Here is a 12,762-nt window from a genome sequence, read left to right on the forward strand (position 1 = left end):
CATATGCAGACAAGCTTTCTTGCTTTTAGTATAGCGGAACCCCTGATATAAAAATAGGCGGAATTAACATTTGCAAATTGTTTCGGGGACGAATTTCCATACAATGAATAGAATTGTGTCATTTCATGTCGAGACATAGAGGACTTAAATTAAGGGAGGTAGCAGGAGAAGATGAACGCGACTTACATAAGGAAGAGAGGATATTTCGGAGTGCTCTTGGCTCTGAAATGGGTTCTGATAGCGGCGCTGGCTCTGGGAGCGCTCGCGGCTCCCGTTGCTGTCAACGCGGCTGCGGGGAACGAGCCTTTTACATTGAAGGTGGTATCCATATCCGCAGGTGACTCGCATGTATTGGCACTGCTGAACGACGGGACAGTCAGAGCCTGGGGAAGAAATAATCTTGGGCAATTTGGCAATGGCTCCATCCAGTCTTTGAATGTAGCCATGCCGGTCTATGAACTATACAACGGACAGCATCGGATGTTGAACAAGATTGCGGCGATTTCGGCGGGTCCTCAATATTCTTTGGCTTTGGATGAGAACGGGGTCGTCTATTCATGGGGATTTAATGCCAGCAATGAGCTTGGACGTGCTCCGGAATATATGGTGAGTTATGCGGCGGAGCCAATTGCAGGGCTTCCCAAGATTGTGAAAATATCGGCTGGTTCCACACATGCCTCAGCCTTGGCGGAGGATGGCACGGTATGGGCTTGGGGAGATAATCAGGTAGGGCAGGCCGGAATCGGCACTACGAACAATTACGTTCCGGCCCCAATCCAAGTGCTTGCCTCGGCCGGTGTTCCTTTGACGGATATTCGGGATATTCAGTCCAAAGGCAGCCAGACCTACGCCATTCAGGGCGATGAGGGCAAGCTGCTAGCTTGGGGGTATAACGGAAGAGGGCAATTGGGTGACGGCACCTATACCCATCGGGCTTATCCAACTCCGGTTACGAAGGGGGACGGTACGCCGCTTGATCAGATCCGGGCGATCGGCAGCGGTGAGGCTTATGGGCTTGCCATTGCGAAGGACGGGTCGCTCTGGGCATGGGGAAGCAACGAATCCGGACAGCTAGGTTTGAATGATCGCAATTTTAGAACCCGTGCAGAGAAAATAATGTTTCCGTCGGGTGATGCACTTCAAGGGGTGGCGATGGTTGACGGAGGATTCAATCATACGATTGCCGTCAAGGAGGATGGCAGTCTATGGGCTTGGGGAAGTGGACTTGATTTTTATGGCAATATAGTGACTGGGCAATTAGGACTCGGGAACGATACCCCTTTTGTTTTATCGCCAGAGAAAGTTGAACTGGCGGAGAATGGAACGACGATTTCCGATATGGAGCAGGTTGCTATTGCCGCGTTTTACAGTGTCGTGTTGCGCAAGGACGGGACGGTATGGAGCGCAGGCAGCAACAACTATGGTCAACTGGGCGGCAACCGTTCGGAGACGCATCTGGCACGCTTCTCTCAAATGACGATGACAGATCCCCGTCAAGCTTATTGGGCGATTAGTAAAACGGAAGTCTTTTTGAATGAAGAGGTTACGGTGAGCTTGCAGCTGGCGGATTTTTGGAAGCGCGTATCCCAGTTCGGCACCGATAAAATCGATATTCAATCCAGTATAGGAGCCGTTAATCAGCTTGTATATACAGGGGATGGGCAATTCATCGCTAAAGTAGCAAGCGCCTCAGAAGGCAATGCCGTTATATCTGCCAGCATCAATGGCATTGCTATTCCGGCAAAGCAAAACGTAAAATTCGTATCGGCGGAGACGAAGTACAAGGAAGCGCTCGATTTTGTTATTGCGGATGCGGAGGCGGAGCTGGCAGCAACTGAAGAAGGTGTTGATCCGGGACAATATCCAGCAAGCGCGAGATTGGCGTTTGCCAATGCGATAGCAGAGGCGAAGGCTATCTCTGCCGAACCTGGGGTTCCTTATACCCTCTATGATACGGCGCGCAAAAATCTATTGAATGCAATTATGGATTTTTGGGATTCAGAAATTATTGAAGTCGATAAGACGGCACTAAATGCGGTGATTGCGGAAGCAGGGTCGGAGTTATCGTCAACGGTGGAAGGAAATGATCCGGGGCAGTATCCGGCAGCTGCAAGAACGGTTTTAAGCCAAGCTATTGCTGCAGCTGAAGCGGTGTCAAGCGACGTATCTGCCAAGTTTGCACAAGTAGAGCAGGCTAGGTCCGACCTAAGTGCTGCACTCACAACGTATCGCGGAGCGAAGGTGCCGGAAGCGGATAAGACGGCACTAAATACGGTGATTGCGGAAGCAGAGTCGGAGTTATCGTCAACGGTGGAAGGAAATGATCCGGGGCAGTATCCGGCAGCTGCAAGATCGGCTTTAAGTCAAGCGATAGCTGCTGCTAAGGCTGTGGTGTCGAATATACAAACGCCAGAAGCTCAGGTTGAACAAGCACGCATAGAGCTGAACGCTGTGCTTGCAACCTATCGCGCAGCGAAGGTGCCGGAAGCAGATAAGACCGTACTGAACGCAGTGATTGTGGAAGCCGAGGCCGAGCTGGCTTCGACAATGGAAGGCATAAATCCGGGTCAGTACCCTGTCAGCGCTCGAACAGCGTTGAGCCAGGCGATTGCTGATGCGAAGGCGGTGTCGTCTAATGTGTCGGCAACGACAGTTCAGGTTGAGCAAGCAGGTGCAGATCTTAGCTCAGCGCTTACCACGTATCATGGGGCGAAGGTGCCGGAAGCGGATAAGACAGCACTAAATGCGGCGATTGTGGAAGCTGAGACAGAGCTGGCTTCGACAACGGAAGGCACAAATCCGGGTCAGTATCCGGCAAGCGCCAGAACGGCGCTGAGCCAAGCAATTAATACTGCGAAGACAATAGCGTCCAACGCGCAAGCGACAGCGACGCAGGTGGAACAAGCACGTAATGAGCTTAGTACTGCACTCACAACGTACCGTGCAGCCAAGGTACCGGAAGCGGGCAAGGATGCGCTGACCGCAGTGATTGTGGAAGCCGAGGCCGAGCTGGCCTCGACAATGGAAGGCACAAATCCAGGCCAGTACCCTGCTAGCGCCAGAACGGCGTTGAGCCAAGCAATAATTACAGCTAAGGCAGTGGCGTCCAATGCCCAAGCTACTTCCGCACAGGTAGAGCAAGCACGCGCGGACTTGAGTGCAGCACTTACGACATATCGCGCAGCTAAAGTGCCGGAAGCAGGCAAGGCCGCGCTGAACGCAGTCATTGCAGAAGCAGAGGCAGAACTAGCCTCGACGGTGGAGGGAACGAACCCAGGCCAGTACCCACCGAGCACTAGAACAGCATTGAGCCAAGCGATCACTGCTGCGAAAACGGTAGCGTCGAATGCGCAAGCAACAGCGGCGCAGGTAGAAAAAGCACGTACTGACCTGAGCGCTGCGCTCACAACGTACCGTGCAGCGAAAGTACCGGAAGCAGGCAAGGACGCGTTGAACGCAGTTATTGTGGAAGCAGAGGCAGAACTAGCCTCGACAGTGGAAGGAACTAATCCAGGCCAATATCCGGCAAGCGCTAGAACAGCATTGAGCCAAGCGATCACTGTTGCGAAAGCTATCGCTTCAAATGCGCAAGCAACAGCGGTGCAGGTAGAAAAAGCACGCACCGATCTGAACGCTGCGCTCACAACGTACCGTGCAGCGAAAGTACCGGAAGCAGGCAAGGACGCGTTGAACGCAGTTATTGTGGAAGCAGAGGCAGAACTAGCCTCGACAGTGGAGGGAACGAACCCAGGCCAGTACCCAACAAGCGCTAGAACAGCATTGAGCCAAGCGATCACTGTTGCGAAAGCTATCGCTTCAAATGCGCAAGCGACAGCGGCGCAGGTGGAAAAAGCACGCACCGATCTGAACGCTGCGCTCACAACGTATCGTGCAGCGAAAGTACCGGAAGCGGGCAAGGATGCGCTGAACGCAGTCATTGCAGAAGCGGAGGCAGAACTAGCCTCGACAGTGGAGGGAACGAACCCGGGTCAGTACCCTGCAAGTGCTAGAGCAGCATTAAGCCAAGCGATCACCGCAGCGAAGGCTATCGCTTCTAATGTGCAAGCAACAGCGGCGCAGGTAGAAAAAGCACGCACCGATCTGAACGCTGTGCTCACAACGTACCGTGCAGCGAAAGTACCGGAAGCGGGCAAGGATGCACTGAACGCAGTTATTGCAGAAGCGGAGGCAGAACTAGCCTCGACAGTGGAGGGAACGAACCCAGGTCAGTACCCTGCAAGTGCTAGAGCAGCATTAAGCCAAGCGATCACCGCAGCGAAGGCTATCGCTTCTAATACGCAAGCAACAGCGGCGCAGGTAGAAAAAGCACGTACCGATCTGAACGCTGCGCTCGCAACGTACCGTACAGCCAAAGTGCCGGAAGCGGGCAAGGATGCGCTGAACGCAGTCATTGCAGAAGCAGAGGCAGAACTAGCCTCGACAGTGGAGGGAACGAACCCAGGTCAGTACCCTGCAAGTGCTAGAGCAACATTAAGCCAAGCGATCACCTCAGCGAAAGCTATAGCTTCTAATGCGCTAGCGACTGCTGCACAAGTGGAAAAGGCTCGCAACGATCTGAACGCTGCACTCGCAACGTATCGGTCATCGGAGGTGCCTCAGCCGGACGCACCGATCTGGACGAGCGGCGATGCCAAGGTATCGGGAGTGACAGATACAGCCCTGAAGTTTACTTGGCCTGAAGCAAAGGCTGACGTCGGTGTAACAGGTTATCGCATTTATATGAACAACGATCCGGAACCGCTGGCTGAGATCGCAGTTGGACAAGAGAACAGCTATCTTGTCGACCATCTCGATTCTGGCGTTCGCTATACGTTTACGGTTAAAGCATTTAATGACGCGGGAGAGAGCATAGGCTTATCCGTTGAAGTCGTCACATTGGCGAACAAAACAGTTCTTCTTGAACAAATTCAGGCAGCGAAGAAGCGTTTGGCGGATACCAGTGAGGGTACGCGTCCCGGAACATACCCAGCAAGTGCTCGAACCGCGCTGACAACCGCTATTGTTACGGCTGAAGCGGAAGTAAATAAGACCGACTCCCTGCAAGTAGCGATAGACGCAGCTGCATCTGTTTTGCAGCAGGCCATTGCCGCCTATGATGACTCTGTCATCAAGCCTGGACCAACCAATCCAGGCGGCCCGTCTATTGAGCCGGAGCGGTCTGGCAATAACCACCTTAAGCAATTAACCATTATGGCCGGCAACAGCCGTATTGAGCTTGTTCCTGCTTTCTCGGCATCCATTTCCGATTACACCATCGAGACAGAAGCGGAGGAACTGGAGATTACTTTAGAGCTCGCGCATCAAAGAGCGAAGGCAACGGTGCTCCAGGATGGCAAAGAAATTAGCGGAAAGCTATGGAAGCTGCAAGCAGGTGAAAACAAATTTACTATTACCATCATTGCGGAAGATGGAACAGAGCGCGTATATAGACTGAACATTCAGCGCAAAGCATCCGAGCCAAAGCCGCCGCTCAAGGAACTGATTGATATCGCAGAACATTGGGCTGAGAATCAGATAAAGCAAGCGGTGGCCTTGGGGCTGGTGAATGGTTATCCGGATCAGACCTTCCGTCCGAATCAATCCGTTACCCGTGCAGAGTTTATCGTCATGCTGGTGAAGCTGCTGCAACCTAAGTGGAGCGGCGCCACTCATGAATTCACGGATCAAGCATCGATAGGCTCATGGGCGGAGCAAGCTACCGCTCATGCGCTGGAGCTGGGATGGGTGCAAGGGTATGATGACGGAACCTTCCGTCCGAACCAATCGATCACTCGAGCTGAAGCTGCTGTCATCATTGCCAGAGCGCTCGGCATTGGCAAAGGCAGCGCGGCAAGCACCGGTTTTGCGGATGATAGCAGTATTCCGTCATGGGCCAAGGCGGCCATCGAGGCACTCCGCCTTGAAGGGATAATCGGCGGTCGCGGCGCGAACCAGTATATGCCGCAAGCGAACATCACGCGCTCGGAATCGATTGCGCTGTTGATGAGGCTGTACACAGACAACGAAACCGATTAAGACATTCGATAATACGAGAGTTGGCAAGAAGCAGGTGCGGAGGACTACGGGTCCTCCTCATGCCTGCTTCTTCTTCTATTCTCATTATGACGACCAGGAGGAATTGCAATAGAGAGCTAAAGCAATAAAATCTCCACAATATAATTTCATTTTATTGAAATAAATAGAAATAAATATGAATTTTTCAATCTTTTTATGTCTTTTTGGTTGGCAATAAAGGGAAGAGTGTCCACACGTAGAATGAGATAGGAGAATAACAACATTAAATGCGAAGGAAGTTTGTGATGATCCCTAATACGATATCTCTGATGGATCAAGTCGACGTGACCAATGGTGCGCATATTCTCTATTATTATACGAATCATGATGCCTATATTAAAAACGCCACATCGTTTCTCATCAACGGACTTATTCAAGACGAACATGTCGTATTCATCGATAGCGAACCGAATTATCTGGAAGTGATCCAATCACTGTCTAGCCGCGTTGGAAGCGATGCCTTGGAACGGTTTCACTATGTCAATCATATCGACTTTTATTATGAGCACGGCATGCTGCTTGTGTCCGATGTGATGAACAATTTTGCGGAACTGTTCGCCCCTTTGCAGCAAAACCCCAGAGCAATCCGCTCCTGGGGCCACGTGCCATGGGATGAGAACGGAAACATCGAGGAACAGCTTCTGATTTATGAGGATCGCTGTGATTCTTCCATACTGAACGCCCAGATGTTGGGGGTGTGTGCTTATGACGCCAAGACGATACCCGCTCATATTCAAAATGAGATGATGCGATCACATGAATATTTTATGACGGATGATTCTCTCGCTCCTTCTATGTTTTACCGGGATACCAAACGATCGGTCATTATTCCGTCTCCTGCCGTCCATATGGAGATGCAGTCGGAGATGGATCTGTATAAACAAAAGCTTGATTTTGCCCATGCCGTATCGCATGAGGTTCGCAATCCGCTTACGGTGATTCGGGCGTATGCGATGCTCATGCTTAATCCGCGAACAGAGATGGGCGAAGATCATATGCGCAAGCTGCAAGCGATTGTCGACTATGTGGACGTAATCGATCATGAAATCGCCCATATTATTAATACGGAGCAGCTTCTCTCGACAGATACGCTGTGGCAGAAGGAAGCGGTCAACGTGAAGCCGCTTCTGGATGAGGTACTGCACATGATGACGACAAAGGCACGGACGCAAGGTGTGGAATGCCACGCCGAGATTGACGTGCAGGAGGCGCAGATCTATGGAAGCAGTATCGGCTTCAAGCTCATTGTGTCTAATCTCATTAGCAATGCGATCAAATACAGCCACGAAGGTTCATCCGTATCGGTGCATGCCCATGTCCGGGAAGGGATGCTGCAATTCGATGTTAGAGATAAAGGCGTCGGCATGACGAATGAACAGCTGGAGAAGCTGTTCCGCAAATATGAGAAGATGAATACGGACAAAAGCGGTCAAGGAATCGGGTTGTTTATGGTCAAGAAGCTGACGGATCATTTTGAGGGCAGTATCGATGTAAGAAGCAAGCTTTATGCTGGAACGGAAGTACATGTTGAGCTTCCACTTGTATAATGGAGGGCAGCCTTTTCGGTTCGGCAAATGGATGGTGGAAACAATCCTGCAATGGCGGGTGTGCGAAGGGTAAGGTCTCTTTATAATGGCAGTATAATCATTCATCAGGCAGGTGATAATCATGGAATGGTTGTACTTTATTATTATTCTAGTTATGGCAGTTGGATTGATCTCGACCATATGGATCGGCCGCTCTGCAAGCAACAAGGTAGAGGATCCGCGCTACTCCCAGCAGACCGGACGCAAATGGCTGCGACTTGGCGTCATCTACGTTGTTGGTATTATTATCGTAGCGGCTATCTTAATATGGCTTTAAGGGCAGGCGCAATAGGGAGGCTATGCTCCGATATACGTAACCGCCGGGCTATGAGCCCGGCGGTTAGTTCGTTTTAGGGATTCGTTTCCCCAAGCAATGCACGCAGAGCATCTGCGAATCGGGATATGCCGGAGTTGATTTCCTCGGCCTTGGCCCGGGCGAAAGTGAAACGGACATAGCCGGAATCGGAGCCATACACGCTGCCTGGCACGAATACAGCGCCTCTGCGAATGGCTTCCTCCAGCAGCTTGCCGTCATGGACCTCCGGGGCCAGCTTGCACCACAGATGTAATCCACCCTCCGGCGCTGTGAAGGAAATCATATCCGGAAGCTCCCTTTCCAGAGCAGCAATCAGCAAGTCACGCTTAAATTGCAATTGCATCCGCAGCCGTTCCAGATGAGGCTCGAAATAATCGGATTTCAAAAACTGGGCGGCGACCTGCTGAGGAATAACGCTTAAGCCAAAGTCCATCTGCTGCCTGGCATCCGCCAGCCTCTCTACAATGGCATTCGGCGCAACCATCCAGCCTACGCGCAGACCGGATGCCGCAATCTTGGAGAAAGACCCGATATAGAGAACGGAACCGGTCGAATCCATGGATTTCAGCGGTGCTGGCGGCATGCCTGCATATGAAGTGAGGCTGAAGGGGTCATCCTCCACGATGGGAAGCGCGAGCTCGCTCGCCAGCTCCAGCAGACGCTTGCGGCGCTCCATGCCGAGTACGGTACCCGTAGGATTCTGGTAGTTCGGATTCAGGAAGACCATCTTGATCCGATGCCGTCTATACAAGGTGCGAATATCCTCTGGGCAAACACCATCCCGGTCAACGGGCAGACGGAACAGCCTGAGGCCGGCGGATTGGAACATCGGAAGAGAGTAAGAATAAGACGGGTCCTCGATTGCCACGGCGTCACCTGGGGACAACAGGCATTGGGTAATGAGATATAGGGATTGCTGTGAACCAGATGTGATCAGGATGGATGATTCGGTCGTATGGATCTGCCGATGCTTGCCCAGATAGGGGACCAGCACCTCTCTGAGCGGAACGTAGCCTTGAGGATGGTCGTAGCCCAGATAGGCGGTATACTCATGGCGACTCATCAGGCTTGATATTTCTTCGCTTGGCGCTAGATCCGCAGACAGCTCTCCGCTGGCGAAATCAATCAGGGATGGAGATTGCGCCAGCGCTTCCCGAATCCTCCTCATGAACGGCAGATTGGGTAAAAAATTGCCCCCTTCCGCATATCGTTTCCAATTCGGCGTATGCTTGGGCGTCGCTCCCCATTTGGTCATAGTGACCCGTGTACCGCTGCCGGATCTCCCTTCAATAATGCCCATAGAGCGAAGCTCGGAGAAGGCTAGAATGACGGTGCTCCGGTTCACGTCCAACTGCTCTGCCAATTTGCGCTCGGAAGGCAGCAGACTGCCGGGCGGAAACTCGCCGTAGGATATGCGCTGTTCCAGATGATCCGCTATTTGGGCATATAGCGGTTTTTTGCTCTGTCGGTCAGGTTTCCACATCGTTTAGGTTCCCTCAATCCATTAAGAATAGTCCATATGATTGTTATGATACCATTGATGGGGCGGAACACAATCGCCGGGGGGAATAGATCAAACAGGTTCATGATGGCCAGCAGCAACTGCCATTAAGAAGCCTGTTTTTTGATTGAAAACATTTCCATTGACAAGTGAAATGGCATCCCGTTATTATGAACTTACATCATAATAATGGAACGATGTCCCGTTATCATAATTTATGACAATATTCATCGTAAGGAATTGTATGCCCAGCATGCAACTATTTTTTTAATCGTTAATGAAAGCGTTTTATTGAAAGGGGGAGAAGATGGTGTCTGTTAAGCAAGATGGAGAGGCTCAAACAAACTCAAGTGTGGAGCGTGCATTAATCCTGCTTGAATTGCTGGCGAACTGCAAGAGCAGCATATCCTTGGCGGAAATCGTACAGAAGGTCGAGTTACCCAAAAGCACAGTCCATCGAATTTTGGAAACATTAAGATTACGGGGATATGTAGAATGGGAGCCGAATACAGAAAAATACGCACTCGGTTTGAAACTGATCGAGATCGGGGTTACTGGCTTGATCAACATTGAAATTGTCGACGCCGCTGCCCCTTATTTGAGGGAAATCTCCACAATGACCGGGGAAACCGCTTTTTTGGCTGTCTATAACGAAGGAGAGATTGTATATCTTTACAAAGTAGAAGGGACGAATTCAATCCGCACTTCGGCTCAACTGGGATCGCGGCGTCCACTTCATAGTACAGGTCTCGGCAAAGCAATCGCTTCCACATTCTCGATGGAAGAGCTGGATCGCATTCTTGAGGATAAAGGCATGGAAGGAAAAACGATCAACACCATTACCGATCGACAATTGTTTCATGAGGAAATGAGCCGCACTCGTCTGCGAGGGTGGGCTACGGATAATGAAGAAGGGGAGATAGGGCTTTCCTGTTATGCTGTACCGATTTTCAATTATTCCGGAAGAGTGGTTGGAGCGATCAGTTGTGCAGGACCAACGAACCAGGTTCAATCGAGTAAAGAGATCATCCTGTCAAAAGTGGTGGAGAGCGGCGAACAAATATCCAGAAGGATGGGCTATGTTCCCAGTATGCGTTTGCGAAGCTAGATCAGCCCTGTAGACATAAGTGTGCCAACTGTTGATGAAATAATAATGAAGATAAGGGTGGGGTCGTTATGCCAGCATCAGGTCTGCGTTGTATACAATGTGATAGCAGACTTTCACTCAATCCAATCTATGAGTGTCCTAAGTGCCAGGGAATTCTCGAAGTCTATTATGATCATGCAGAATTACAGGACAAGACTCAGCTTCCGTTAAGTCAGTCATATGAATGTATGCCGATACGTAGAGAACAGGCGATCAGTCTTGGAGAAGGCAATACCAGCTTGATAGAAGCGGGTCATTTGGCGAAACGATTGGGTCTCCGCAGGTTATTGTTGAAATGCGAATTTACGAATCCTACCGGGTCGTTCAAGGATCGTCCGATTGCCATCGGGGTTGCAAAAGCGGTTGAATTCGGGTACCGCAAAGTCGTTGTCGCTTCCAGCGGCAACGGTGCGGCTTCCGTAGCCGCCTACGCGGCGCGGGCGGGCCTCGAAGCCATTATACTGGTGCCTGCTTCAACGCCCGGAGAGAAAATTATGCAGACTTTAGCTTATGGGGCGAAGGTCATTCGGGTACAGGGGCCCTATAGTAATTGCTTTGGATTGGCTAAAGAGTTATCCCAGTCCGGGGAGCTGTACAATCTGACAACCACATTCTACAATCCCTACACGGTTGAAGGCGATAAAATGGTCGGATATGAAATATTCGAGCAGATGAAAGAATCGCCGGATGCCATCTATGTGCCGATTGGAGCAGGACCCTTGCTCGTCGGCACCTATAAAGGATTTGTCGATTATCAGCAAACAGATGGGAAGGTAAGTTTGCCTCGAATGGTAGGCGTTCAGGCGGAAGGAAACAATCCGATTGTCAAGGCCTTTCTGTCAGGGAGCACGATAGTGGGCTCAGAACCCGCTCCCAACACGATCGCCGGAGGAATTGCTGATGGACTTGTGGGCTATACGAAAGATGGGGCTTTCACCCTTGATGTGATCAGGAAGTCCAATGGCTTCGCTATCGATGTCAGCGATGCACGGATATTGGAGGCTAAGCAATGGTTGGCCAAGGACGAGGGGTTGTTCGTTGAGCCTTCAGCAGCAGCAGCAATTGCCGGGGTAGCGAAGAGCCTGCATGAGGGGCAAATCAGCAGTGACGATCTTGTGGTCGCTATTCTTACAGGACATGGATTAAAGGATATGAATAACCTTGGCCCTGTAGAAGAAGCGCCGATCGTCGATAACAGTTCGGAGCAGCTGAAGAAGCTGTTGACGATATAATTAAACACCAGGGGGAATGGACAATGTCTAAAAGATTTACAAAGTTATTTTTACTGCCGCTGCTGGTTATGGCCTTTGCTTTGGCAGGATGCACGTCTGGAGGAAGCGGAGAGGTTTCTGAAAGTCATTTGAGCAAAATGATGAAAACGAAGAAAATCAGGGTGGCCGTACTGCCTGACAATCCGCCATGGAGTATTCTGAACGCTTCAGGAAATTTTGAAGGATATGATATTGATATTGCCTACAGACTCGCTGAAGCCATGGGCGGGCTCAAGGTTGAGTTTGTCTCGACGGATGGAGCCAATCGTCTACCGTTAATTCAGACAGACAAGGTCGACGTTGTTATCGCTTCATACACTTCGACCAATGAAAGAGCGAAATCGATCGCTTTTACGGAAGCTTATGCCGCAGCAGGTCCGTTGCCTTTATACCGCAAGGACAATCCGATCACAAGCTATGATGATTTGGCTGGCAAGAAAGTTTCAGTGACACGGGGCAGCACGAACGATAGTGTAATGTCGAAGTATTTTCCAGATACTGAGGTTGTACGTTTTGATACGATTGCAGATGCATTTATGGCTGTGAAGACCGGTAAAGTCGATGCATTAATTGAGGAAAACCCGATCGTTTATGAGTTTGCTGACAAAAACCCAGAAATGGAAGCGCTTCCGCTTGATCCGTACAAGCCCGGCTATATTGCGATGGCTGTGCAGCAAGGCGATCAGATCTGGTTAAATTATTTAAATAACTTCATTCGCGATTTTAACAATTCAGGCGATAATGCAGAGCTGTACAAGAAATGGTTCGGAAGAGATTTGCCAAAATTGGTTAATTATTAATCTGAATATTCGGAATAGAAAATCTATTGGGGTGAATGAGGCGAATGGATCGTCTCATTCACGCCA

Annotated in this window: 7 protein-coding genes; 6 read left to right on the forward strand and 1 reads right to left on the reverse strand. The window is 50.6% G+C overall.

Features of this window, described 5'->3' with window-relative positions; genetic code table 11:
* Positions 1-171 precede the first annotated feature (171 nt).
* The 3 genes from AC0YNW_RS21130 to AC0YNW_RS21140 all read left to right on the forward strand — a co-directional run bounded on the left by AC0YNW_RS21130 (position 172) and on the right by AC0YNW_RS21140 (position 7,938).
* Positions 172-6,036, forward strand: a complete 5,865-nt coding sequence (locus AC0YNW_RS21130; protein ID WP_475833643.1) for an RCC1 domain-containing protein — start codon at positions 172-174, stop codon at positions 6,034-6,036.
* Between the two features lie 266 nt (positions 6,037-6,302).
* Positions 6,303-7,622: an ATP-binding protein gene (locus AC0YNW_RS21135; protein ID WP_475833644.1), complete on the forward strand. Its 1,320-nt coding sequence runs from the start codon at positions 6,303-6,305 to the stop codon at positions 7,620-7,622.
* Between the two features lie 121 nt (positions 7,623-7,743).
* Positions 7,744-7,938 carry a hypothetical protein gene (locus AC0YNW_RS21140; protein ID WP_475833645.1) on the forward strand — a complete coding sequence of 65 codons (195 nt, stop codon included), beginning with the start codon at positions 7,744-7,746 and terminating at the stop codon, positions 7,936-7,938.
* Between the two features lie 73 nt (positions 7,939-8,011).
* On the opposite strand, the gene pdxR is transcribed toward AC0YNW_RS21140, so the two are convergent.
* A complete protein-coding gene (gene pdxR, locus AC0YNW_RS21145) occupies positions 8,012-9,460 on the reverse strand; it encodes a MocR-like pyridoxine biosynthesis transcription factor PdxR (RefSeq protein WP_475833646.1) in 1,449 nt (482 codons plus the stop codon).
* 325 nt (positions 9,461-9,785) lie between these two features.
* Here pdxR and AC0YNW_RS21150 point away from each other — a divergent pair, with 325 nt between their 5' ends.
* The 3 genes from AC0YNW_RS21150 to AC0YNW_RS21160 all read left to right on the forward strand — a co-directional run bounded on the left by AC0YNW_RS21150 (position 9,786) and on the right by AC0YNW_RS21160 (position 12,696).
* Positions 9,786-10,586 (forward strand): IclR family transcriptional regulator, encoded by an 801-nt coding sequence (locus AC0YNW_RS21150; RefSeq protein ID WP_387476797.1) that lies wholly within the window; start codon positions 9,786-9,788, stop codon positions 10,584-10,586.
* Positions 10,587-10,654: 68 nt separating this feature from the next.
* Positions 10,655-11,857 carry a threonine synthase gene (gene thrC / locus AC0YNW_RS21155; protein WP_475833647.1) on the forward strand — a complete coding sequence of 401 codons (1,203 nt, stop codon included), beginning with the start codon at positions 10,655-10,657 and terminating at the stop codon, positions 11,855-11,857.
* 23 nt (positions 11,858-11,880) lie between these two features.
* Positions 11,881-12,696, forward strand: coding sequence for a transporter substrate-binding domain-containing protein (locus AC0YNW_RS21160; protein WP_475833648.1), 816 nt, complete (start codon positions 11,881-11,883; stop codon positions 12,694-12,696).
* Positions 12,697-12,762 lie beyond the last annotated feature (66 nt).

The sequence above is a fragment of the Paenibacillus sp. J31R120 genome, from assembly GCF_056269225.1.

What these genes read in the sequence shown, in the direction of transcription:
- AC0YNW_RS21130 (WP_475833643.1), top strand. Translation starts at nt 172, where the DNA reads ATGAACGCGACTTACATAAGGAAGAGAGGATATTTCGGAGTGCTCTTG.
- AC0YNW_RS21135 (WP_475833644.1), top strand. Translation starts at nt 6,303, where the DNA reads ATGCGAAGGAAGTTTGTGATGATCCCTAATACGATATCTCTGATGGAT.
- AC0YNW_RS21140 (WP_475833645.1), top strand. Translation starts at nt 7,744, where the DNA reads ATGGAATGGTTGTACTTTATTATTATTCTAGTTATGGCAGTTGGATTG.
- pdxR (WP_475833646.1), bottom strand. Translation starts at nt 9,460, where the DNA reads ATGTGGAAACCTGACCGACAGAGCAAAAAACCGCTATATGCCCAAATA.
- AC0YNW_RS21150 (WP_387476797.1), top strand. Translation starts at nt 9,786, where the DNA reads ATGGTGTCTGTTAAGCAAGATGGAGAGGCTCAAACAAACTCAAGTGTG.
- thrC (WP_475833647.1), top strand. Translation starts at nt 10,655, where the DNA reads ATGCCAGCATCAGGTCTGCGTTGTATACAATGTGATAGCAGACTTTCA.
- AC0YNW_RS21160 (WP_475833648.1), top strand. Translation starts at nt 11,881, where the DNA reads ATGTCTAAAAGATTTACAAAGTTATTTTTACTGCCGCTGCTGGTTATG.